21 protein-coding genes are annotated in these 23,475 nt (G+C 29.1%); 16 read left to right on the top strand and 5 right to left on the bottom strand.

What is annotated here, in order from left to right; genetic code table 11:
* Positions 1-33: 33 nt before the first annotated feature.
* From ACYPV9_RS01725 to ACYPV9_RS01675, 11 genes are all read left to right on the top strand, one after another.
* Entirely contained in the window at positions 34-951 is a 918-nt protein-coding gene (locus tag ACYPV9_RS01725) for a BatD family protein (protein ID WP_459741657.1), read from the top strand.
* Complete coding sequence (locus ACYPV9_RS01720; RefSeq protein ID WP_299062925.1) at positions 938-1,945, top strand: vWA domain-containing protein; 1,008 nt, start codon at positions 938-940, stop codon at positions 1,943-1,945. Before ACYPV9_RS01725 ends, ACYPV9_RS01720 begins: the two co-directional genes overlap by 14 nt.
* A complete protein-coding gene (locus tag ACYPV9_RS01715; RefSeq protein WP_459741390.1) occupies positions 1,946-2,995 on the top strand; it encodes a vWA domain-containing protein in 1,050 nt (349 codons plus the stop codon).
* A 65-nt stretch (positions 2,996-3,060) separates the two neighbouring features.
* Positions 3,061-3,879 carry a tetratricopeptide repeat protein gene (locus ACYPV9_RS01710; protein ID WP_459741389.1) on the top strand — a complete coding sequence of 273 codons (819 nt, stop codon included), beginning with the start codon at positions 3,061-3,063 and terminating at the stop codon, positions 3,877-3,879.
* Positions 3,880-3,900: 21 nt separating this feature from the next.
* On the top strand, positions 3,901-5,676 hold the full coding sequence (locus ACYPV9_RS01705) for a BatD family protein (RefSeq protein WP_459741388.1): 1,776 nt from the start codon (positions 3,901-3,903) through the stop codon (positions 5,674-5,676).
* Position 5,677: 1 nt separating this feature from the next.
* Entirely contained in the window at positions 5,678-6,436 is a 759-nt protein-coding gene (locus ACYPV9_RS01700; RefSeq protein ID WP_459741387.1) for a tetratricopeptide repeat protein, read from the top strand.
* A 34-nt stretch (positions 6,437-6,470) separates the two neighbouring features.
* The gene (locus tag ACYPV9_RS01695; RefSeq protein ID WP_299062938.1) at positions 6,471-6,767 is read left to right on the top strand and encodes a hypothetical protein; all 297 of its coding nucleotides are present in this window, start codon (positions 6,471-6,473) and stop codon (positions 6,765-6,767) included.
* An 84-nt stretch (positions 6,768-6,851) separates the two neighbouring features.
* A complete protein-coding gene (locus ACYPV9_RS01690; protein WP_459741386.1) occupies positions 6,852-8,435 on the top strand; it encodes a SulP family inorganic anion transporter in 1,584 nt (527 codons plus the stop codon).
* 13 nt (positions 8,436-8,448) lie between these two features.
* Positions 8,449-9,234 (top strand): hypothetical protein, encoded by a 786-nt coding sequence (locus ACYPV9_RS01685; protein WP_459741385.1) that lies wholly within the window; start codon positions 8,449-8,451, stop codon positions 9,232-9,234.
* A gap of 58 nt (positions 9,235-9,292) precedes the next feature.
* Positions 9,293-11,155 carry a SulP family inorganic anion transporter gene (locus ACYPV9_RS01680; RefSeq protein ID WP_459741384.1) on the top strand — a complete coding sequence of 621 codons (1,863 nt, stop codon included), beginning with the start codon at positions 9,293-9,295 and terminating at the stop codon, positions 11,153-11,155.
* A 12-nt stretch (positions 11,156-11,167) separates the two neighbouring features.
* On the top strand, positions 11,168-11,797 hold the full coding sequence (locus ACYPV9_RS01675) for a carbonic anhydrase family protein (protein ID WP_299062950.1): 630 nt from the start codon (positions 11,168-11,170) through the stop codon (positions 11,795-11,797).
* A gap of 52 nt (positions 11,798-11,849) precedes the next feature.
* Here ACYPV9_RS01675 and ACYPV9_RS01670 read toward each other — a convergent pair whose 3' ends face one another.
* Together ACYPV9_RS01670 and ACYPV9_RS01665 are read right to left on the bottom strand one after the other, a co-directional pair.
* Complete coding sequence (locus ACYPV9_RS01670) at positions 11,850-12,227, bottom strand: hypothetical protein (RefSeq protein WP_299062953.1); 378 nt, start codon at positions 12,225-12,227, stop codon at positions 11,850-11,852.
* A gap of 42 nt (positions 12,228-12,269) precedes the next feature.
* Complete coding sequence (locus tag ACYPV9_RS01665) at positions 12,270-12,794, bottom strand: CvpA family protein (RefSeq protein ID WP_459741383.1); 525 nt, start codon at positions 12,792-12,794, stop codon at positions 12,270-12,272.
* Positions 12,795-12,875: 81 nt separating this feature from the next.
* Here ACYPV9_RS01665 and ACYPV9_RS01660 point away from each other — a divergent pair, with 81 nt between their 5' ends.
* Complete coding sequence (locus ACYPV9_RS01660) at positions 12,876-13,235, top strand: hypothetical protein (RefSeq protein ID WP_299062958.1); 360 nt, start codon at positions 12,876-12,878, stop codon at positions 13,233-13,235.
* Here ACYPV9_RS01660 and ACYPV9_RS01655 read toward each other — a convergent pair.
* Positions 13,232-14,026 carry an SDR family oxidoreductase gene (locus ACYPV9_RS01655; protein WP_459741382.1) on the bottom strand — a complete coding sequence of 265 codons (795 nt, stop codon included), beginning with the start codon at positions 14,024-14,026 and terminating at the stop codon, positions 13,232-13,234. The genes ACYPV9_RS01660 and ACYPV9_RS01655 overlap by 4 nt on opposite strands.
* Positions 14,027-14,130: 104 nt before the next feature.
* Here ACYPV9_RS01655 and ACYPV9_RS01650 point away from each other — a divergent pair, with 104 nt between their 5' ends.
* Positions 14,131-15,501, top strand: a complete 1,371-nt coding sequence (locus ACYPV9_RS01650) for a TlpA family protein disulfide reductase (protein WP_459741381.1) — start codon at positions 14,131-14,133, stop codon at positions 15,499-15,501.
* Here ACYPV9_RS01650 and ACYPV9_RS01645 read toward each other — a convergent pair.
* Together ACYPV9_RS01645 and ACYPV9_RS01640 are read right to left on the bottom strand one after the other, a co-directional pair.
* On the bottom strand, positions 15,490-15,849 hold the full coding sequence (locus ACYPV9_RS01645) for a YraN family protein (RefSeq protein WP_459741380.1): 360 nt from the start codon (positions 15,847-15,849) through the stop codon (positions 15,490-15,492). The two genes, ACYPV9_RS01650 and ACYPV9_RS01645, sit on opposite strands and share 12 nt — an antisense overlap.
* Before the next feature lie 2 nt (positions 15,850-15,851).
* On the bottom strand, positions 15,852-16,862 hold the full coding sequence (locus ACYPV9_RS01640) for a S66 peptidase family protein (protein ID WP_459741655.1): 1,011 nt from the start codon (positions 16,860-16,862) through the stop codon (positions 15,852-15,854).
* A gap of 122 nt (positions 16,863-16,984) precedes the next feature.
* Between ACYPV9_RS01640 and metG the strand changes: the two genes are divergently transcribed.
* The 3 genes from metG to ACYPV9_RS01625 all read left to right on the top strand — a co-directional run bounded on the left by metG (position 16,985) and on the right by ACYPV9_RS01625 (position 23,437).
* Positions 16,985-19,039, top strand: a complete 2,055-nt coding sequence (gene metG / locus ACYPV9_RS01635; RefSeq protein WP_459741379.1) for a methionine--tRNA ligase — start codon at positions 16,985-16,987, stop codon at positions 19,037-19,039.
* 1,109 nt (positions 19,040-20,148) lie between these two features.
* Positions 20,149-22,530: a hypothetical protein gene (locus ACYPV9_RS01630; protein ID WP_459741378.1), complete on the top strand. Its 2,382-nt coding sequence runs from the start codon at positions 20,149-20,151 to the stop codon at positions 22,528-22,530.
* A gap of 4 nt (positions 22,531-22,534) precedes the next feature.
* Entirely contained in the window at positions 22,535-23,437 is a 903-nt protein-coding gene (locus tag ACYPV9_RS01625; RefSeq protein WP_459741377.1) for a histone deacetylase family protein, read from the top strand.
* Positions 23,438-23,475: the final 38 nt, after the last annotated feature.

Genomic DNA, 23,475 nt, shown 5'->3' with positions numbered 1-23,475 from the left:
AGAATGAACAAATTAGTATCGATAGCTAAAATGATGAAAAAACAGATATTCTATATATTATTTCTTATTTCGACCATAAGTTTTGCACAAAACCCAATGGTAAAAGCAGAAATTGATACAACCAACATTAGAATTGGAGAACAGTTTCAATTAAAAATTTCTGTAGATGAAACCAAAAATGTAATTATTCCGAAGATAAAACTAAAAGGTTTAGAAGTTGTAGATTCTACTAAAGTAGATACTATTAAAAATAGCTTAATTAAAAAATACATTTTAACAGGTTTTGATAGCGGTGCATTTTACATTCCGCAACAACAAATTTTTGTAAAAAACCAAGCTTATTTAACAGATTCTTTATTGGTAAATGTTGCTACAATTGCTGTAGATACAACTAAAGTTAAGAAATTTCCAATTAAATCTATAAAAGCAGAACCGTATACTTTCGACGATTTTAAAACCTACATTTATATTGCTTTAGCTATTTTGGCAATTATCGGTTTTTGGATCTATTGGTTTGTAATCAGAAAAAGAAAAGAGGAAGAGGAAGCGCCAACATACAGAACTTTGCCACCTTACGAAGAAGCTATATTTAAATTAAATGAATTAGACGAAAAACTATTGTGGCAAAATAATAAAGTAAAAGAATATTATTCTGAACTAACAGAAATTGTTAGAGGTTATATCGAAAGAGAATTAAATGTACCTGCTTTAGAAAACACTACAGACGAAGTTTTAGAAATGATTAACGATTTTAAAAAGTCTGACACAATAGAAACTTCTAAAGAAACAATTGGTAAGTTAAAAGATTTATTACGTGAGGCAGATTTAGTAAAATTTGCTAAATCGAAACCCTTAGCAATAGAAATAGAAGAAGATAGAAAAGACGCAGAATTTATTATAGGAAATTTAAAGCCTAAACAAATAACAGCACAAGAAGATGAACTGGAGTAATTTCGAATTTTTAAATATTGAGTTTCTCTGGCTATTAATATTAATTCCGTTATTAGCTGTTTGGCATTTTTTTACGCGAAAAAAAGATGCAGCAGTTTTAACAATGCCAAGTATAAAAGGTTTTAAGGCAGAAACATCTATTCTAGCAAAGTTAAAACCGATACTTTACGTTTTAAGATTACTAGCTTTAGCAGCAATAATTGTAGCATTGGCAAGACCCAGAAATGTTTCTGTAAGCAAAAAAACAAAAACAAATAAAGGAATCGATATTGTAATGGCAATCGATGTTTCTGCAAGTATGCTTGCTAGAGATTTAAAACCAAACAGACTAGAAGCACTTAAAAAAGTAGCTGTTAACTTTATTGATAGAAGACCAAACGATAGAATTGGTATTGTTGTTTACGCAGGTGAAAGTTTTACAAAAACACCTATAACTAGTGATAAAGGCATTGTAAAAAGATCTATTTCTGAATTAAAATGGGGCCAATTAGAAAACGGAACTGCAATAGGAATGGGTTTAGGTTCTGGTGTTAACAGACTTAAAGAAAGTAAAGCAAAGAGTAAAGTTATTATTTTACTTACAGATGGTGTAAATAACGCTGGTAATATAGACCCAAGAACAGCAACAGAATTAGCAAAAGAATTAAAAATTAAGGTATATACTATTGGTATTGGTACAAATGGTATGGCAGACTTTCCTTGGAGTAGAGACCCAAGAACAGGCAAATTAAACTTTAGAAAACAACAAGTAACAATAGACGAAAAGCTTTTAGAAGAAATTGCCGCAGAAACAGAAGGTAAATATTTTAGAGCTACAGATAATGAATCTTTAAAAGAGATTTATGATGAGATTGACAAACTAGAAAAAACTAAAATAGAGGAGTTTAAGTATTACAATTATCAAGAAAAATTTAGAATTTTTGTCTTTTTAGGTTTAACCCTTTTAGTATTAGAATTTATTTTAAGAAACACATTATTTAAGAGTTTTATATAAATGTACAGAATAGAAGAACCAATTTATTTTTATTTACTTGCAATCATTCCGGTAATGATTGTTATTTTCTTGTTGGTTTTTTGGTGGAAAAAAAGAACACAACGTAAATTTTCAAATACAGATTTGTTAAAAAAGTTAGCACCAAATTCATCATCTTTTAAAACCACTTTAAAGTTAATTTTTCTGATTTTAGGTATAAGTTTTTTAATTATCGCACTAACAAACCCTAAAATGGGTACAAAGCTAAAAACCGTAAAAAGAGAAGGTGTAGATGTTGTTTTTGCTTTAGATGTGTCTAAAAGTATGCTTGCAGAGGATATTGCTCCTAACCGATTAGAAAAAGCAAAACAAATTATTTCTAAAGTTATAGATAAACTAGGCTCTGATAGAGTTGGTATTATAGTGTATGCAGGTAATTCTTATCCTTTATTACCCATAACTACAGATCATGGTGCCGCAAACATGTTTTTACAAAACGCCAATCCAGATATGGTTTCTAGCCAAGGTACAGATATTAATGGCGCTTTAGAATTAGCAAAAACCTATTATAATAACAACGAGCAAACCAATCGTTTTTTAATTATTCTTTCTGATGGTGAAGACCATCAAGAAGAAACAAAACAAGTAGCTCAAAACTTGGTCAACGAAGGTGTAAAAATTTATACCGTTGGTGTTGGTACAGAAAAAGGAGGGCCAATACCTATGCGTTTAAATGGCTCTATGATTGGTTATAAAAAAGACAATAAAGGTGAAACTGTAATTACAAAACGTAAACCAGAAGTTTTAAAAGGAATTGCAGATGCAGCTGATGGTAATTATATTGATGGTAATATCACAGAAAAACCTGTAAATATTATAGCAGAAATAATTGCAAATGCAGAAAAAAACGAATTTGAAACCAAACAATTCTCTGATTATAAAGATCAGTTTCAATGGTTTTTGGCATTAGGTTTGCTATTTCTAGTTATAGATGTATTTTTATTCGACAAGAAAACAAAATGGCTAAGAAAAGTAGATCTTTTTAATGAAGAAAAGAATTTAAAAAAATAGTAGAATACAACTTCTGTTAATACTTATTATATCGAGATATTTTGAAGTGAAAAACAAGACAAACAATGAAATTTACAAACATAATAATTGTCTTTTTAATGCTATTTTCAACAAAAGAAATAGCAGCACAAAAAGATACCATAGCACAACAAAGAGTTGCACGTAAAATGTTACGTCAAGGTAACGAACTTTACAATAAACAACAATTTACAGATGCTTCTGTGGCTTATCAAAAAGCTTTAGGTAGTAATTCTAATTACGATAAAGCTACTTATAACTTAGGTAACGCTTTTTATCAGAATAAAAATTTTAAAGAAGCAATTCCTCAATACGAATTAACTGCAAAAACTGCAACAGACAAGTTTACAAGAGCAGAAGCTTATCATAATATTGGTAATGCCATGATGGAATCTAAAAACTATCAAGGTGCCGTAGATGCGTTTAAAAATTCTTTAAGAAATAATCCTAACGACGATGAAACTCGTTACAATTTAGCCGTAGCTCAAAAACTTTTAGAAAAAGATAGGCAAGACAATAAAGACGATAAAAACAAAGACAAGAACAAGGATAAAAAAGACCAAAAAGACAAAGATAAGGACGACAAGAATAAAGATAAAAACGAAGACAATAAAGACCAGAAGGATAAAGACAAAAAAGACGAGAATAAAGATGGCGATGGTGACAAGGATAAAGATAAAAAGCAAGATCCAAAAAAAGATAATAAAAAAGACCAGCAAAAGCCAAAACCTCAACAAGGTAAAATGACTCCGCAACAAATAAAACAATTGCTAGAAAGTTTAAATAACGAAGAGAAAAAAACCCAAAAGAAAATGAACGCTAAAAAAGCTAAGGGTAAAAAAGTAAAACAAGAAAAAGATTGGTAAATTAGCCTTTTACAGAAAAAGATGATGAAGTCGAAAATTTACATATCCATAATCATTTGCTTATTAAGTTTGTCTTTTGTTGCACAAGAAGCAACATTAAAAACTAAAGTTAGTAAAAATAAACTAGGTGTTAATCAACGTTTAAGAGTTGTATTCTCTATAAACAAACAAGGTGGAGATAATTTTACACCACCAAATTTCACTAATTTTAAAGTTGTTGGCGGGCCAAGTCAGTCTGTTAGCCAAAGTATAAGCTCTACACCAAGTGGTAGAAAAGTTACATTTTCGCAATCATATACATACATTATTCAGCCAAAAAGAAAAGGAGAACTTTCTATTGGAAGTGCATCTGTTACTTTTAATGGTAAAACAATAAAATCAGATCCTGTAAAAATTATTGTTTTAGATGCTGTAGAAATTCCAAAAGACCCAAACGACCCTAACTATATTGCCCAACAAAATATACATTTAGTTGCAGAAATTTCTAAATCTAGGCCTTATGTTGGCGAAGGTATTTATGTAGAATACAGGTTATATGTAAGTGAAAATGTTAGCGTTTACGATACAAACGTTACCGAAGCACCAAAATATAATGGTTTCTGGAATCAGAATATAAAAATTAACGGTTTTCCCGTAAAAATGGGAAAATACAATGGCGAAAATTATAGATATATTGTACTTCAGAAAGCATTATTAATTCCTACTAAAACAGGGAAACTTTCGATAGACCCCATGAAAATGGATATCGTAATTGGTGTACCATCTGGTAGAACAGATTTCTTTGGAAATTCGATTACTAAAAACGTTAGAAGAGAATTTGCTTCTGCTAAAAAAATTATCAATCCAAGAGCACTACCTTTAGAAGGAAAACCTGCTAATTTTAATGGTGCCGTTGGTCAGTTTAAATTTGATGTTGCACTTAGCAAAGAGGTTTTAAAAGCAAACGAAAGTAGCCAAGTAAAAGTAAAAGTATCTGGTAATGGTAATTTAAATTTATTTGAGTTGCCAGAAGTAGAAACACCGGCAGAATTAGAAATGTATCAACCAGAACGTAAAGAAAGTACACGTGTTGGCGCTAACGGAATTTCTGGTTACATTATAGATAATTACACAGTAGTACCTCAATATAAAGGTAAATATAAAATACCGAGTATATCATTTTCTTACTTTAATCCAAATGAGAAAAAATACAAAACAATTGCTACAGAAGATTTATATGTTGATGTTCTAGAAGGCAAAGAATTGGTAACTGTAGATACTACTTTAGCAAGAAAACAAGATGTTGTAATTACAGGAAACAACTTTAGATATATTGCAACAAAAACAGATTTTATAACAACAGCACAAAAAGATTTTTTTAAATCTACATTGTTTTATATTCTTTTAATTTTACCTTTTATAGCAATACCTATTATTTTATTTTTAGCTAGAAAAGCAGAAGAAAGAAATAATGATGTTATTGGTAATAAAACTAGAAAAGCGAACAAGCTTGTTAAAAAATACTTATCTGAAGCTAAAAAACAGTTAGGTAAAAAAGAAGCTTTTTACGAAGCCTTAGAAAGAGCTTTACATAATTACTTAAAAGCTAAATTAGGAATAGAAACTTCTGATATTAGTAAAGAAAAAATAACAGAAATATTAGAAAATAAAGATGTTGACAAAGATGTGATTTCAAAATTTATTGATGTTTTAAAAAGCTCTGATTTTGCAAGATACACTCCGTTTACAGCAACTCAAATGAAACAAGAGTTTGAAAGAGCAAAAGAAGTTATTGTTCAATTAGATAAACAGTTATAAGATGAAGAAAATTTTATTTTTATTGTTGCTAATTGCAAACAGTTTAGCAGCACAAAATATTGATAGCTTATTTAATTCTGCAAACGAATTATATAGAAATGGCAACTATGATAAAGCAATAGAGAGTTATAAACAAATATTAAAACAAGATGTTGTTTCTGATGAGTTATTCTATAATTTAGGAAATTCTTATTACAAACTTAATAAAGTTGGGCCTTCAATTTTTTACTATGAAAAGGCTTTACAATTAAACCCTTTAAATCAAGATGTAAAAAACAATTTGGTTTTTGCAAAGCGATTAGCTCTAGATAATATTGAAGAAGTACCAAAAACTTTTTTCCAAAAATTTAATGCGAATTATCTTCAAAAGTTATCCTACGATGAATGGGCAGCTGTAACAATTGTATTTGTATTGTTAAGTGCTATCTTGTTTTTATTATTCTACTTTGCATACAAGCCAATTAAAAAAAGATTCTTTTTTACAGTAGCTATTATCAGTTTTATCTTATTTTTAGCTACAATTAGCGTAACATATAATCAGTATAACTTTTCTAAAAACACTAAACAAGCTATTGTATTCTCTAGTAAAACAGAGGTTAGAAATGCACCTACTTTAAACTCAGAAGAGGTTTTTACTTTACACGAGGGTACAAAAGTAATTGTTTTAGATGCGGTAGATAATTGGAAAAAGATTAAATTAGCAGACGGGAAGATAGGTTGGATTATTTCTGATGAAATTAAATTGCTGCGCAACAATTAAACCACCTTACTTTTAACAATAAAATTAAGCTAATTTGAAAATTAAGATTGCCATTTTTTTTACCTTTTTATTTGTAGGCCTAATCTCTGCGCCAACAATAATTACACTGGTAGACAAAAATCAAGATATTTCAATTTTCTTAAATTTAAGTGAAGAAGAAGAAGAAAATAGCTGGAAAAACCCTGTAAAAGAACTAAAAGTAAATTTAAATTCGAGCTTGAGTATGTCTTTTTCTAAAATTCAGAAAAAGCGAATCGTACAGTTTACATCTAAAATTTACGTTTCTCCTTACCCAAAAATTATTACCCAACCACCAGAATTTGTACTTTAATTTCTAGAAGAACAAGTAAAAATCTATTATTAAATTTAATTAAAAGCTTTATTCTGAAAAGAGTAAAGAAAAAAATATTTATATATGTTTAAATATATTAAAAACGATATTCCTGCTAGTATAGTTGTGTTTTTCGTAGCATTACCTCTATGTTTAGGTATTGCATTGGCAAGTGGTGCTCCTTTATTTTCTGGTTTAATTGCTGGTATTATTGGTGGTGTTATTGTAGGTAGTTTAAGTGGCTCTAAAATTGGAGTTAGTGGTCCGGCAGCAGGTTTAGCTGCAATAGTTTTAACTGCAATTGGAACTTTAGGAGGTTATGAAAACTTTTTAGTCGCTGTAGTTTTAGGTGGTATTATACAGTTAGTTTTTGGTTTTTTAAAGGCAGGAATTATTGGTTATTATTTTCCGTCATCTGTAATTAAAGGAATGTTAACAGGTATTGGTATTATTATTATATTAAAACAAATACCTCACTTTTTTGGTTATGATGCAGACCCAGAAGGTGATTTTGCATTCTTTCAAGTAGATGGTGAAAATACATTTTCAGAAATTATAAACTCTATAAATAATATTAGTTTAGGTTCTACAATAATTGGTATTATTGGTTTAGCTATTTTAATTCTTTGGAGCAATGTTTTATCTAAAAAAGGGAAGTTCTTTCAAATTATTCAAGGGCCATTAGTAGCAGTAGTTGCAGGTATTGTTTATTACTTTGTTACCAATGAAAACTCTAAATATGGTATCAATTCAGAACATTTAGTAAGTGTACCTGTACCAGATAGTATCGATTCTTTCTTAGGGCAATTTAGTTTTCCAAATTTTAGTGCAATTACTAATCCGCAAGTTTGGGTTACTGGTTTTACTATTGCTTTAGTAGCAAGTTTAGAAACTTTATTGTGTGTAGAAGCTACAGATAAATTAGATCCGCATAAAAATGTAACACCAACAAACAGAGAATTATTAGCACAAGGTACAGGTAATATTGTATCTGGTTTAATTGGTGGTTTGCCAATTACACAAGTAATTGTTAGAAGTTCTGCAAACATACAATCTGGTGGTAGAACAAAGTTATCTGCAATTATACATGGTTTTTTACTATTAATCTCGGTACTTTTAATTCCTACTCTATTAAATAAAATTCCGTTATCTGTATTAGCTGCGGTATTATTAATAGTTGGTTACAAATTAGCAAAACCATCTGTTTTTAAAGAAATGGTTAAATTAGGATGGAAACAGTGGTTACCATTTACAGTAACTGTAGTTGGTATTGTATTTACAGATTTACTAGTAGGTATTGCTTTAGGTTTAGCTGTTGGTATCGTTGTAATTTTAATTAAAAGTTTCCAAAACTCTCACTTTTTACATATTGAAGATAAAAGCAATGGTAAAAATAAAATTAAAATGACTTTAGCAGAAGAGGTAACATTTTTTAACAAAGGTGCAATTTTAAAAGAGTTAGATAGCTTACCAGAAAATACATATTTAGAAATTGATGTTCGTAAGACAAGATATTTAGACCATGATATAATAGAAATTCTAGAAGATTTTGCTTTTAAAGCTAAAGAAAGAAATATCGATATTCAGTTGATTTCTGAAAGGGGAATTGTAGAAAACCCGCCAAGTTATATTGAGTTTTTTAATTTAAGACCTAAAAAAACAGCTTAAAACAAAAAGATCCATGTCAGAAAAACATAAAATTCTTGTACTATCAGATTTAAATTCTGCTACAGAAGCAATTGTTACCAATGCAACTAATTTGGCAAGAATTATAAATGCTGATGTATCTCTTTTTTGTGTAAAAAAAGCAACAGAAGTTGTTTCAAAAGAGAGTCAGCTATCTGCAATGAGATCTATAAATCAAGCATTTATAGCTACAGATAATAGCCTTAAAACTATTATTAACAATGTAGCTATAGATGATGATGATGTTCATATCAAACACAAAGTTGCTTTTGGTAATTTAAAAGAAAATATTAGCAAACAAATAGCTGTAGTTAAACCAAGTGTAATTGTATTAGGTAAAAGCAAATCTAAAACATTATCATTTCTTGGAGATAAACTAACAGACTTTATCTTGAAAGAATTTAATGGCACTATTATGATTTCTTCGGATGATAAAACTTTAGAAGCAAACGACAATCTAGATATTGGTTATATTGATACAATTGATTTAAAAAACAACCGTATTAAAGAACAATTGTTTGCGTTTTCTAAAAAACCGATAAAGCTTTTGCAAACGAGTAGTGCTTCAGATTCTTTAAACAATCAAATTAGCAATATCGAAAAAGTTGTGTTAAGCCAAAAAGAAAATACAATTGCAAGTGTAAATAGTTACGTAAGTAATTCGCCTTTACAATTGTTGTTTTTGAATAGAAACAAAAATAAAACGCTAGAAATTAATTCTAAAGTAAGTTCGATTGCTAAAAACTTAAACTGTTCTCTACTAATTACTAACAAAGTATAACTTCGAGAAAGTAAAGTTTAAACTAATTGATAAACATAGGATTTAAAAGAATAAACCAATGAAAAACATATTTTCTAATATAAAAGGAGATCTTTTTGGCGGAATTACAGCTGGTATTGTTGCACTACCTTTAGCTCTAGCTTTTGGGGTTTCTTCTGGTCTTGGACCAAGTGCAGGATTATATGGTGCAATTTTTATTAGTTTCTTTGCTGCCTTATTTGGTGGTACTAATACTCAAATATCCGGACCAACAGCTCCAATGACAGCCGTAAGTATGGTAGTTATTGCTGGTATAATTGCTGCAAATGATGGTGATATTACAAAAGCAATGCCCGCTATTTTAACGGTGTTTATTTTAGCTGGTTTGTTTCAAATTATTTTAGGTGTTGTAGGTTTGGGTAAGTACATTAGGTATATACCTTATCCTGTTGTATCTGGTTTTATGACAGCAATAGGTGTAATTATTTTACTTACACAAATACTTCCTTCAGTTGGTTATTATCCAAAAGAAGATGTAGATTTTGTAAATACATTTAAACCACAAGCACAAGAAATAATTTTAGAAAACATTTTAAAAGAACAAGTTGGTGAAGGCACATTAGTTTTAGATAATTTTAAAGAAACTATTAATAATGCTCAAACCATAAGTAAAGAAGATGTTACTAGAGAATCTAAAACATTAGCAGCAAAAGAAGCTTCTGGTGCATTAGGTGCTTTAAAAGTTTTGCCAAGAGCAGTAAAAAACATCAATTTGTTAGAGCTATTATTAGCTTTAGGAACCATTGTAATTATATATGGTTTTAAGAGAATTACATTAAAAATACCAAGTACGCTTGTTGCCTTAATTGTAATGTCTGGTATTGCGGTTGGTTTTAATTTAGACTATAGAACTATTCAAGAAATACCAAGCGGAATTCCAATTCCGAAATGGGAAATCTTTACAGATTTTAGTTTAACCAATGTAACTCCGTACATATTTACAGCACTTACTTTATCATTATTAGGTGCAATAGACTCTTTGTTAACAAGTGTTGTAGCAGATAACATGACAAAAACCAAACACAAACCTAATAAAGAACTTGTTGGGCAAGGTATTGGTAATACTATTGCTGCTATTTTTGGCGGAATCCCTGGTGCTGGTGCAACAATTAGAACTGTAGTAAATATTAATGCCGGTGGAAAAACCAAAATTTCTGGTATGATAGCAGGTATAATGTTGCTTGTAATTATGTTAGGTTTAGGACCTGTTGCTTCTAAAATTCCTGCCGGAGTTTTAGCAGGGATTCTAATTACAGTTGGTATTGGCGTTATGGATTATAAAGGTTTAAAAGCAATACCGCACTTACCAAAAGACATAAAAATAGGTCCAATAAAATTGAGTTCTGAAGTATTAATTATGATGGTTGTTTTACTATTATCTACTTTTTGGAACTTAGTTTATGCCGTTGGAATTGGTTTGGTAATAGCTTCTTTAATGTTTATGAAAAAAATTGGAGATTTAACTGCAAAGAGATCCGACGTAAAATCATTAAAAGAAGAAGTATGGTCTGATGAAATTAATTTTCCAGAAAACTTAAAAGAAGAAGTATTTATTAAACATCTTAAAGGACCTCTGTTTTTTGGTTCAACAAGCGAATTTCAAGCATTGTCACAACAAATACCAGAAACTGCCAAAACCGTTATTATGCGTTTAGGAAAAATGCAGTATATAGATCAATCAGGTTTGTATGCAATGGAAGATATGTTATTAGATTTAAAGAAAAGAAATATAGAAGTCTTGTTTGTTGATTTACTTGAACAACCAAGATATATGATGGAAAGAATAGGCATCATACCAGATTTTATTCCAATAGAACACATTTTTAAAAAATTTGATTCATGTGTTTTATGGGTGAAAGAAAATATTAAAGACGAATTTTAAAAAAATTAAAAAATGAGAACATTAGCAATAAACAAAGTAGCACAAGATGCTTTAACACCAAGTGAAGTTTTAAACAACCTTTTAGAGGGGAATAAAAGATTTACAAACAACTCTTTAGAAGCTGTAGATTACAATTCTTTAGTTAAAGAAACAGTAGGCGGACAGTACCCTAAGGCGGTGATATTGTCTTGTATAGATTCTAGAGTGCCCGTAGAACAAGTTTTTGATCAAACTATTGGAGATATTTTTGTTTCTAGAGTTGCAGGAAACTTTGAAAACACAGACATTTTAGGAAGTTTAGAATATTCTTGTGCAGTAGCAGGAAGTAAAGTTGTATTAGTTTTAGGACACCAAAGTTGTGGTGCTGTAAAAGCAGCTTGTGATGGTGTAGAACTTGGTAATATTACAGCAATGTTAGATAACATTATGCCAGCTGTAAAAAAATCTTCAGAAGAAGTAGAAGGTGAAGCAAACTCTAGTAACCCAGAATTTGTAGCCAAAACGGTAGAAAATAATGTTCTTTTAACTGTAGAAAGAATTAGAGAGAAAAGCCCTATTTTAAAAGACTTAGAAGATAAGGGAAGTATCTCTATTGTTGGGGGTGTTTACTCTTTAGAAACAGGTAAAGTTACTATGCTATAGGTTGTTGTACTCGATTACAAAAAAAATCCAGCTTATAAAAAGCTGGATTTTTTTATTTATTTACTTTCGTCATTCGCCACTCCCAACTTCTACCACCTAATTTTGCGGTATAGTACACTTTCTTACCTTTTACTCTGTCTATTTTGATACGCATAGTGGTACCAGTTTTAAAAGGGAAATTAGGCAATGTAGATTCTTGAATAATTAATTTATACTCACATTCTGTTAACCATTCAATATCAGACTTTATATAATATTTTTTGTTTTCATGATATTCGATATATTCATCTTCACCAAACTGAACTAAAACATCTTTACTGCCTACTTTATACTTAAATGCATTATTTTTCAAAATATTGCAATCATCTAATTTTGAAGAACTTAGAATAACAGCTCCCGCAAATGCTATTAAAAAGTATAATTTTTTCATGGTTAATTATTAAAACTTAAATCTACAAAAAAAATAGTAGTATTATATATTTAAAAGGGGGGTTTTTTCCTCTTTTTCATCTTTTTCATCTTTAATGATAGAAGGAAATATTGTAGGGGCAATTTTCTTTACAGGAGAATATAAAATCGAGTTTTCTAAAGTTTCATTTTCAACAAAAGGAATGGTATCGTTCATTTTTCCGAAGAAAATAAAAACTATACTTAAGATTAAACCTATTTTTAATGCGCCAAAAACGCCTCCTAAAATCTTATTTATAATACCTAAAGAAGCAAAATCTGCCAATTTAGTTAGCAATTTACCAATTAAGGCTATAGTTACTATGATTATAATAAAAGTTGCAGCAAAAGCTGCTAAAGAAATGTATTCTTTGCTCCAAGATACGGATTTTTTTAAGAAATCACCTACAAAAAACGAAAAATGTATTGCACCATAAACACCACCAATTAAAGCAACTAAGGATGCTATTTCTACAAAAAGCCCTTTCATTACACCTCTTACAAAACCAAACAGTAGCAATGCAGCAATAACTATATCAAAAATATTCATTAAAATAATTTCTTCAAACCTACACCTTTTTTTTAAAAATTAAAAATGGGCATTGTATCTTTGTCTTCTTAAATTTTAAGCATGGAGAAAGTAGTAAACCTTAAAGAAAAATGGAATTTGTTAGTAACTAAACTTACTGAACAATTTGCTGATGGTGATGAGTTAAATATGGATGGTATTATCTACTTAATTGGTGTGCAAGAATTAGGTACAGGGCAAACTAGCTTTAAAAAAGATGAAAAAGTAAACTTAATGCATATTGCTATTTGTAAACTTTTAGAACCTTATGGTTATTATGAGTTTGATTATTTTGATGATGATAGCTGGCCTCATTATAAAATAATTACAGAATTGCCAAATTTAAAACCAGGCGAACAAACTGTTTTAATGAAAGAAGCAATTGTAAATTATTTTGACAACTTAAAGTATTTAGAAGATTAAGTAACACTCATTTTTCGAACTAAAACAGAAAATAATTTAGGTACAAATCTTTTTACATAAACACCTAATTTTTCTTTAAACCCAGCAATATAAACCTCTTCTTTATTTCTATCAATTGCCTGTAGCATCCGTTTTGCGCAAAGCTCTGCAGACATACCGTTACCGGTAGCATCATCCATAATTCCTTGTGGTTCTCCGCTACCTGTTAAGGCATTTTTAGAAACATTGGTGTTTATAAAACCTGGACAAATTAAAGTTACTTTTATATTATTCTGATGAACTTCTGCTCTCAAACTATCAAAAAAACCGTGTAAAGCATGTTTACTTGCAGCGTAACTAGACCTTAAAGGTGTACCTATTTTACCAACAATACTTGTAGTTACCGCAAAATGCCCCTTTTTATTTTCTAAAAAATGCGGTAAAATAGCTTTTGTTAAAGCAACAGTACCCAAATAGTTGATATCCATAATTCTTTTATCAACAGTAATTTCGGTTTCTTGTACTAAAGAGCGTTGACTAATGCCGCCATTATTTATTAAAACATCAACTTGACCAAAAGCAGCTATAGCTTCAGTGGCTTTTTGATCTACGCCCGTATAATCCTCTAAATCTAATACCAAGATTTTAACATTATCAGAATTTAAACACTCTGTTTTCACCAACGTTAATGCCTCTAAATTTCTAGAAGATATAATAAGTTTTGCGTTTTGTTTAGAAAGTTCTATCGCTAAAGCTTTACCAATACCAGAAGATGCACCAGTTACCCAAACTACTTTATTAGAAAAAGACATATTGTTAAATTTTGGTTTACAATATACCTAATTTGTTAGAGAAATAGTATTTTTGGTACACTTCTTGAAAATAGTATTTCGAGAAATAAAATCCGAAGAAAAAAATGAAAAAAGTACTTGTTTTAATATTTTTAATATCATCATTTGCACAAGCACAATTTAGTATTAATGGTACTTTAACTAATGATATAAAAACAGATTGGGCAATTTTATATAGAATAGAAGGCGCAAAACAAAAGTTTGTTACTAATACAACAATACAAAAAGATACTATTGCTATTGAAGGTAAAAAGCAAACTATCGGTACTTTTCAGTTTGATTTACCTGCAGATGCAAAAGTAGGTTCTTATAGAATTACCTACAGAACGGAAGCACCAGGTTTTGTAGACTTTATATTTAATAAAGAAAATGTAAGTTTTACTTTTCACCCAGATTATCCAGAACAAACGGCCTTATTTTCTAATTCTGATGAAAATATTATTTACAAAAACTATTTAAGTGAAGTTTCTGCTGCACAACAAAAACTAGATTCTTTACAAATTACCGCTTTAAGAAACCCCGAAGTAGATTTAAAAACGAACTATAAAACTACTTTAGCAACTATTAATGCGATACAACAGAAATATTTAGAGAGTACAAACGGAATGTACGTTCAGCCTTTTATAAAAGCAACTTCTAGATCAAATCCATCAGAAATAAAAACCAATGCAAAAGAATATATGCAAAATATAAATGCTACTTTTTTTGACAATATGGATTTTTCTAGCAAAACATTAATAAACTCTTCGTTTTTAATTGATAGAATATCCGACTACATCTTTTACATTAATTACTCAGAAGATTTAGAACAACAACAAACACTTTACAAAAAAGCTGTAAATAAGGTTTTTACTAAAGTAAAAGAAGTAGTGTTTAGAAAAAACGTTATAGAACTTTTAATTAATCAGTTTGAGCAAAGTAAGAATCTAGAAATGGTAGATTATCTTTTTGACAATTACTACAACAAATTGCCTAAATCTTTACAAAACGAAAAATATAAAAACGAAAAACTATCTTTATTAGCGTCTGAAGTTGGTAGAATAGCACCCGATTTTTCATGGAGAGAAAATGGTAAAAACTATAAATTATCTACTTTAAATGATGCTAAAAATTATGTTTTAATATTTTGGAGTACTAGTTGTTCTCATTGTTTAAGAGAAATACCACAATTGCATAAATTTTTAGCAAACAAAAAAGAATTAAAAGCTATAGCTTTCTCTTTAGAAAATGATGAATTTGGTTGGAACAACATGAAAACAACGCTACCAAATTGGCATCATGTTTTAGGTCTTAATAAATGGGAAAACAAGATTGCTAGAACTTATAATATTAACTCTACACCAACATATTTTGTGTTAGATAGCAACAAGAAAATTATAGCTAAACCTTTAGATTTAGAAAAATTGAAGGCTTACTTAAACAATTTAGAAATGTAAAAAAGCATCTTCTAAATGCTTAATTTTTATTGCTGTATTTTGCTCTATAATTGCAATAATATCAAATCTTACATCTACATCTAAGTCATTTTCTGTAACGTAATAATCAATAGCAGAGAGTAGTAATTTAATCTTTTTAGGGTTTACAAACTCTTCTGGATTACCAAAATAATCTGTAGAACGCGTTTTAACTTCTATAACTGCCAAAGTATTTTCTATTTTGGCTATGATGTCTACTTCTGCTTTTAAATAGCGATAATTTTTTTCTAAAATTACATAACCTTTCTTCAATAAAAAGTCTATTGCTATTTTTTCTCCTTTTTCGCCAAGTTCATTATGTGCAGCCATTTCTAATTTTTAGAAAAATCTAGCAAACAATTTTTCATATCTACTTCTAAAGTTACATTTCTACCAAAAATTAGCGCTCTATTATCTGCTTCATGTCCTGCAGGAAAATCAAATAAAACAGGAACATCTTGTGGTATAACATCTAAAATTAGTTGCTCTATAGAACTTCCCCATTTTGTAGAATTCTTTTTTATTAAAGACATATCTCCTACTATTATAGCTTTTACTTTTGTAAAATAACCAGCTCTTTTTAAGCTTTGCAACATTCTATCAATAGAATATTTGTACTCACCAATTTCTTCAATAAATAGAATTTTTCCTTCTGTATTTAATTGACTTTTAGAACCTAACATAGAGGTTAATATTGCTAAGTTTCCACCAATTAATTGTCCTTTTAATTCAGAAATATTTAATCTTTTTTTTCTGTTTAATTCATTATCAGCAAAAACATATTTCAAATCTTCTCCAAAAAGTGCTTTTTTAAAACTAGCAATTGTTTCTATTATTTCTTCTGGTTTTTCTTCTAAACTTGTTGCCATCATTCCGTGTATAGTTTCTACACCTAAATTATGAATGTGATTATGAAACGCAGTGATATCAGAATAACCAATTATCCACTTTGGGCTTTTCTTAAATTTATTAAAATTTAATTTATCTAAAATTCTAACTGAACCATAACCACCTCTAGCAGCCCAAATTGCTTTAATATTTGGGTTGTCTAATGCATCTTGAAAATCTTGACAACGCTCATTATCAGTTCCGGCAAAATGGTTATTTTGGTTGAACATATTTTTGCCCAAAACCACTTTTAAACCCCAACTTTCTGCTAATTTTTTAGCCTTATCTACTGTCGCTTTTCTTCCTCTTAAAATTCCTGCAGGTGCAACAATTGCAATCGTATCTCCTTGTTTTAAATATGGTGGTGTAACTAAATTATTGCTTTTTTCTTGCGCGTATATAGTTGAAAAAACAACTAATAAAATGGTTGTAAGTACTTGTATTTTCTTCAAAATGAATCTTTTTTTTAGCTTTTAACAGTGTAAATAACTATCGAATGTAAATGTATCTATTTTCGTTGACTTTTAAAACCGTGTTTTTTGTACTTTTGCACTTCTAAAAATAACACAAAGAACACATGAGTGCTCCAAAAAGATATACAATTACAGCCGCTTTACCTTATACAAATGGACCTATTCACATTGGTCATTTAGCGGGTGTTTACGTGCCAGCAGATATTTATGCACGTTATTTACGTTTAACTGGTAAAGATGTTGCTTACATCTGTGGCTCTGATGAACATGGTGTTGCAATACCAATGAGAGCAAAAAAAGAAGGTGTTTCTCCGCAAGATATTATCGATAAATACCATGGTATTATTAAAAAATCTTTTGCAGACTTCGGAATTTCTTTTGACAACTATTCTAGAACTTCATCAGAAATACATCATAAAACTGCATCAGAATTTTTTACAAAATTGTATGAAAACGGAGATTTTGTAGAAGAAGTTTCTGAACAATTATATGACGCAGAAGCAAACCAATTTTTAGCAGATAGATTTGTAATTGGAACTTGCCCAAAATGTGGTTTCGAAGAAAGTTATGGTGATCAATGTGAAAATTGTGGTACATCGCATAACGCAACAGATTTAATCAACCCTAAATCTGCAATAACTGGTAATGTACCTTCTTTAAAAGAAACAAAACACTGGTTTTTACCTTTAGATAAGCACGAAGAATTTTTACGTGAATGGATCTTAAAAGGTCATAAAAAAGATTGGAAACCTAATGTTTACGGTCAAGTAAAAAGTTGGGTTGACGATGGTTTAAGACCAAGAGCAGTAACTAGAGATTTAGATTGGGGAATTCCGGTACCTGTAGAAGGTGCAGATGGTAAAGTTTTATACGTTTGGTTCGACGCACCAATTGGTTACATTTCTTCTACCAAAGAATGGGCAGAAAGAGAAGGTAAAAACTGGGAAGATTACTGGAAAAAAGACGATACCAAGCTGGTACACTTTATTGGTAAAGACAATATTGTTTTTCACTGTATTATTTTTCCGAGTATGTTAAAAGCGCACGGAGATTATATTTTACCAGATAACGTACCTGCAAATGAATTTTTAAATTTAGAAGGAAATAAATTATCAACTTCTAAAAATTGGGCAGTTTGGTTGCACGAATATCTAGAAGAATTTCCAGGTCAACAAGATGTTTTACGTTATACATTAACGGCAAACGCGCCAGAAAGTAAAGACAACGATTTTACATGGAAAGATTTTCAGGCTAAAAATAATAGCGAATTAGTTGCCATATTTGGTAACTTTATAAACAGAGTTGTTGTTTTAACAAATAAATATTACCAAGGGCAAGTGCCACTTGCAGGGAATTATACAGAAGTTGACGAAGATGTTTTAGCTGCTGTAAAAGAGTTTCCTAATATTATTGGTAAATCTATAGAAAGATATAGGTTTAGAGAAGCTAGTCAAGAATTAATGAACTTAGCAAGACTTGGTAATAAATATTTAGCCGATGAAGAGCCATGGAAAGTTATAAAAGTTGATGCAGAACGCGTGCAAACAATTATGTATGTGGCATTGCAAATTTCTACTGCTCTGGCTGTTGTTTCAGAACCATTTTTACCTTTTACATCAACAAAATTAAAAGGTATTTTAAATCTTGATTTAAATCTTTCTTGGGAAGATATTACAGTAAAAGATATATTATTACCTGCTGAACACCAAATAAATAAAGCAGAGTTATTGTTTTCTAAAATTGAAGATCAAACAATTGATGCACAGGTAGCTAAATTAGAAGCTACAAAAATTGCCAACGAGCAAGAAAACAAAGCTGTAGAACCTCAAAAGGAAACCATAGAGTTTGATGATTTTACAAAATTAGATATTCGAATTGGTACCATTTTAGAAGCAGAAAAAGTTGCAAAAACTAAAAAACTTTTAAAACTTAAGGTTGATGTTGGTATAGACACAAGAACTATCGTTTCTGGTATTGCAGAAAGTTTTTCGCCAGAAGATATTATTGGTCAGCAAGTTTCTGTTTTGGTAAATTTAGCACCAAGAAAAATTAGAGGTGTAGAAAGCCAAGGAATGATTTTAATGACAGACACACCAAAAGGAAAACTAGCTTTTGTTGAACCTGAAAAGGCTGTGAAAAATGGACAACAAGTAAGTTAGATAAATGCAATAAATTAGCTAAAAAGCCGCTAAAAGCGGCTTTTTTTGTTTATAAAATAATCTATAATTTCAGTTCGTCGACAGTTAATCGTATTCTATCACATAATTAATTCGATTAGAAGATTTATTTTAAACTGATTTAAATATCTTAGTAATTTTGCTATAGCTAGTTGCCCCCCAATATAGCATTGAGATTATACATTTTAACCCGTTAGAAGATTCCCTAGCCTTATAGCTAAACTAAATTATAATCATTTCGAATCGTTAATTCCTTTTTGGTTTTAACGATTTTTTTGTTTAAATACTAATTATTTTACCGTTAATCGATATTAAACAGTAATTAGTCTAACCTTTATCGTCAACTAATAGAAAATATATAAAATGATTCAAAAACAATAGTAAATTTGCAGTGCGTAAAAGTCCCCTAATTTTTTAAGCGCATAAAGAGCTATCATATTGTTAATATCCCTATAACTTAACAATCAAAATTAATCGTTGATTCCTTTACTGGTTTTAACGATTTTTTTTGCTTAACAACTTAACTTCTGGTAAACTAAGTAATAAGGAACAAACCTTATTCTAATTAGAGCATTGATAAGCAAATAAATACATCTTACCGAGTATTTTGTACAATTTAACTATAAAATAATGAGATTGAAAGAATAGTCTCAAAACAAGGCACTAATCAATAGTATCTTTGTCTTAAGTTAGCGTCCCCTAAATTTGCTAGCGTTAAAAAAATATATTGTTAGTATCCTTATAACTTAACAATCAAAATTAATCGTTAATTCATTTACTGGTTTTAACGATTTTTTTTTGCTTAATAACTTAACTTCTATTAAACGACATTTTGTTGCTTTTAACCTATATAGAATCTTCAGCTAATAGAATAAGTAAACAAAGATGTGTATTTAAGTAGTAAATTTGAAATCAGTTAGCACCCCTTATATGGCTAACTAAAGAAAAATCCCCCAATTTAATTTAACCTCTTAGAAGGTTATCTTTAAGAGTCGTAAAAAATCATAATCTTTAGATTTTAACGACTCTTCTTTTTTAAATGTATTGGCATAGTTTTTGATATTTTTTATATAAATTTAAAAAAAAGAACTATGAAAAGAACTACCTCGATCAAACAAATTATTTTATTTTTATTTATTACTATTCCCCTATTAAATTTAGAAAGTCAAATTACTGAGAAAAAAATTCTAAAAAAATACGAAGAATTTGGTATTACCACTAGAGAGGTGGCATACATACATATGAATAAATCTGTTTTTTTAAAAAATGAAGTACTTGGCTTTAGTGCTTATGTTTTTGATAAATCTAAAAAAAAACCAATATCTATTACAAAAAACCTTTACTGTACTATAACTAACGAGAAAAACGAAATTTTAAAAAGTAAATTAGTAAAAGTAGAAAATGGTTTTACAAATAATATATTTAAAATAGACAGTACTTTTGCCTCTGGAAAGTATAAGTTTAAAGCTTATACAAATTGGATGTTAAATTTTAAGGAACGTAATTTCTATGAACATTCGTTTGTTGTAATAGATTCTGATGTAAAGAAAGAGGTTCAAAAAGAAATTACAACAAATTCTTATAACATACAAATAACTCCTGAAGGAGGACACTTGGTATCTGAAATTAACAATGTTGTTGGTATCATTGTAAAAGATAAAGAAGGTTTTGGGTTGGCTAATAAAAAAGGTAAAATTGTAAATAGTAAAAATAAAATTATTGCAGAATTTACTTTAAATAAATTTGGAATTGCTAGAACTTCATTTACTCCACTATTTAATGAAAATTACAATGTTATTTTAAAAACTGATGAAGGAGAAATTGCTAAAAATATAGAAGATATAAAAAATACAGGAATTGTTTTATCTCTTTCTGATATTAGAGACAAAATAGGTATTTCTCTAAAAACAAATAGTGAAACAAAAAGCATTATTAATAATAAAAAATATATTCTGGCTATTCATAACGGTCATCAATTAAAAACATCTGTTATAGAATTTAAGAATAAAACAGAAATAACTAAAACAATTAATTATAATGAATTGTTCTCTGGTATAAATATCTTTACGCTTTTTGATCCTGAAAAAAACATTCCTATTTTAGAACGTTTGTTTTTTAATTCTTCAGCAATATCTAAGGTAAAAACAGAAGCTATAGAAACTACTGTAGAGGGTGATTCTATTTCAGTAAAAATGCGATTAAACAAAAATATAACTCAAAATCAGTTACAAAATATTAGTATTTCTGTTTTACCATCTACCACAGATTCTTATAGTTTTAATTCAAATATTTTATCAAAATTATATTTAGAACCGTATATAAAAGGTTTTGTTCAAGACGCCTCGTATTACTTTTCTAACGATAGTTATAAAACAAAATATGATTTAGATAATTTATTAATTACGCAAGGTTGGAGCTGTTATTATTGGGGAGATATTTTTAAAAACCAGACTTTCCCTAATAAATTTGAACAAGGTATTAATTTGGTTGCAAATATAAACGGAAAATCAAGCGAAGGTTTTTTAGCATATCCATTAAAAAACAATAAAACTCAAATTTTTAAACCTAATGAAAACGATAAAGCATTTATTCAAACAGATCTTTATCCAGAAGATAATGAAGTATACAAAGTTAGTTTACTTAAAAAAAATAATTACACAGAAAAACCCAATTTATACTTACAATTTTATCCTGCTATCGTTCCAGAAATATCAATAGACACTTATGAAATGCCATATAAAAAAAATTCTTTAGTTGTAAACAACTCTGAATTGTCTTTTGTGAATTTTAACAATGCTATAATGTTAAATGAAGTTACAATTAAATCTAATAAAAATGAAGATAGAAAGAAAAAAATAAGGAATAAGAGTAGAGGGACTGTAGATTTTTTTACTGATGAAGATACTAAAGGTGGCAGTACTCTTGCTAGTTATTTAAGTGGAAGAGGGTTTACAGCATATGATTATTCAGGTAAATTAATAATTATAAATCCAAACCCGAATACGCCAAACAATACGATTCCTCTTGTGATTTTAGATGATGTACCGTTATCAGACTTTAGTTTTTTACAAAATTTTAAAATGAATACAGTAGATTATATTGAAATAGATAAAGTTGGAAGTGGATATGGGTTAAGAGGTGGTGCAGGAGTTATTAAAATAGTAACAGATCCCGTAAAAAGAATGAAACATACATATAATAAAAATGAAATTACTTCGTATAAATTTCCTTTAACTTTCAATTCTCCAAAAAAATATTATACCCCTATTTATAAAAATTTTGATTCTAATGTTTTTAAAAAATATGGTGTAATTTCTTGGCTTCCTAATTTAAAAGTAAATGAAAATGGGTATATTACATTTAAAGTTTTAAATACAAATACTAACTCATCAAAGTTATTTATAGAAGGTGTTTTAAATAATAATTTTATTTCAGAGATCATGACAATTAATTCAATACACTCTGTAGAATAAACAAATGCTAAAAATAGCATACCACCCAATTTACAAGCTAGAATTACAAAAAGGTCATCGTTTTCCTATGGAAAAATATGACCTTTTACCACAACAATTATTGCATGAAGCAACTTGCACACTAGAAAACTTCTTTGAGCCAGTTATTCCAAACGATAAACACTTCTTTACGGTTCACGATTCAGAATATTTCTATAATCTTTTAAATATAACTTTACCTCAAAAAGCAGCTAGAAAAATTGGTTTTCCTCTTTCTGAAATTCTTATTGAAAGAGAAATGATAATTGCAGATGGCACAATGAAAGCTTCAGAATTTGCATTAAAACATGGAGTTGCAATGAATATTGCCGGAGGTACTCATCATGCTTTTTCAAATAGAGGCGAAGCATTTTGCATGTTAAATGACCAAGCCATTGGTGCCAAATATCTTCAAAACAAAAGATTAGTAAATAAAGTTTTAATTATAGATTTAGATGTACATCAAGGAAATGGAACTGCAGAAATTTTTAGAAATGACAATTCGGTTTTTACCTTTTCTATGCACGGAAAAACAAACTATCCTTTTCAAAAAGAAATCTCAGATTGGGATATTGCCTTAGAAAATGATACAGAAGATTTTGAATATTTAACTGTTTTAAAAGAAGTACTCCCAAAAATTATTAAGCAAGAAAAACCAGATTTTATTTATTATTTATGTGGAGTAGATGTTCTTAAAACCGATAAACTTGGCAAATTAAGTTTAACAATTAATGGTTGTAAAGAAAGAGACAAATTTGTCTTACAAACCTGTCATAATCTTAAAATTCCTGTAATGTGCTCTATGGGAGGTGGTTACTCTAAAGACATCAATATTATTATAAACGCTCACGCGAACACATTTAGACTTGCCCAAGAAATTTATTTCTAAATGAATTCAAATTATTTTCTTTTGAGCTAACTTACATG

The sequence above is a fragment of the Polaribacter sp. OB-PA-B3 genome (assembly GCF_054589375.1).
Note: the sequence above shows the minus strand (reverse complement) of the source record. Positions and strands in the feature narration are given on the sequence as shown.

What these genes read in the sequence shown, in the direction of transcription:
- ACYPV9_RS01655 (WP_459741382.1), bottom strand. Translation starts at nt 14,026, where the DNA reads ATGTCTTTTTCTAATAAAGTAGTTTGGGTAACTGGTGCATCTTCTGGT.
- metG (WP_459741379.1), top strand. Translation starts at nt 16,985, where the DNA reads ATGAGTGCTCCAAAAAGATATACAATTACAGCCGCTTTACCTTATACA.
- ACYPV9_RS01675 (WP_299062950.1), top strand. Translation starts at nt 11,168, where the DNA reads ATGAGAACATTAGCAATAAACAAAGTAGCACAAGATGCTTTAACACCA.
- ACYPV9_RS01710 (WP_459741389.1), top strand. Translation starts at nt 3,061, where the DNA reads ATGAAATTTACAAACATAATAATTGTCTTTTTAATGCTATTTTCAACA.
- ACYPV9_RS01725 (WP_459741657.1), top strand. Translation starts at nt 34, where the DNA reads ATGAAAAAACAGATATTCTATATATTATTTCTTATTTCGACCATAAGT.
- ACYPV9_RS01625 (WP_459741377.1), top strand. Translation starts at nt 22,535, where the DNA reads ATGCTAAAAATAGCATACCACCCAATTTACAAGCTAGAATTACAAAAA.
- ACYPV9_RS01690 (WP_459741386.1), top strand. Translation starts at nt 6,852, where the DNA reads ATGTTTAAATATATTAAAAACGATATTCCTGCTAGTATAGTTGTGTTT.
- ACYPV9_RS01650 (WP_459741381.1), top strand. Translation starts at nt 14,131, where the DNA reads ATGAAAAAAGTACTTGTTTTAATATTTTTAATATCATCATTTGCACAA.
- ACYPV9_RS01720 (WP_299062925.1), top strand. Translation starts at nt 938, where the DNA reads ATGAACTGGAGTAATTTCGAATTTTTAAATATTGAGTTTCTCTGGCTA.
- ACYPV9_RS01665 (WP_459741383.1), bottom strand. Translation starts at nt 12,794, where the DNA reads ATGAATATTTTTGATATAGTTATTGCTGCATTGCTACTGTTTGGTTTT.
- ACYPV9_RS01630 (WP_459741378.1), top strand. Translation starts at nt 20,149, where the DNA reads ATGAAAAGAACTACCTCGATCAAACAAATTATTTTATTTTTATTTATT.
- ACYPV9_RS01700 (WP_459741387.1), top strand. Translation starts at nt 5,678, where the DNA reads ATGAAGAAAATTTTATTTTTATTGTTGCTAATTGCAAACAGTTTAGCA.
- ACYPV9_RS01645 (WP_459741380.1), bottom strand. Translation starts at nt 15,849, where the DNA reads ATGGCTGCACATAATGAACTTGGCGAAAAAGGAGAAAAAATAGCAATA.
- ACYPV9_RS01680 (WP_459741384.1), top strand. Translation starts at nt 9,293, where the DNA reads ATGAAAAACATATTTTCTAATATAAAAGGAGATCTTTTTGGCGGAATT.
- ACYPV9_RS01685 (WP_459741385.1), top strand. Translation starts at nt 8,449, where the DNA reads ATGTCAGAAAAACATAAAATTCTTGTACTATCAGATTTAAATTCTGCT.
- ACYPV9_RS01705 (WP_459741388.1), top strand. Translation starts at nt 3,901, where the DNA reads ATGATGAAGTCGAAAATTTACATATCCATAATCATTTGCTTATTAAGT.
- ACYPV9_RS01715 (WP_459741390.1), top strand. Translation starts at nt 1,946, where the DNA reads ATGTACAGAATAGAAGAACCAATTTATTTTTATTTACTTGCAATCATT.
- ACYPV9_RS01660 (WP_299062958.1), top strand. Translation starts at nt 12,876, where the DNA reads ATGGAGAAAGTAGTAAACCTTAAAGAAAAATGGAATTTGTTAGTAACT.
- ACYPV9_RS01670 (WP_299062953.1), bottom strand. Translation starts at nt 12,227, where the DNA reads ATGAAAAAATTATACTTTTTAATAGCATTTGCGGGAGCTGTTATTCTA.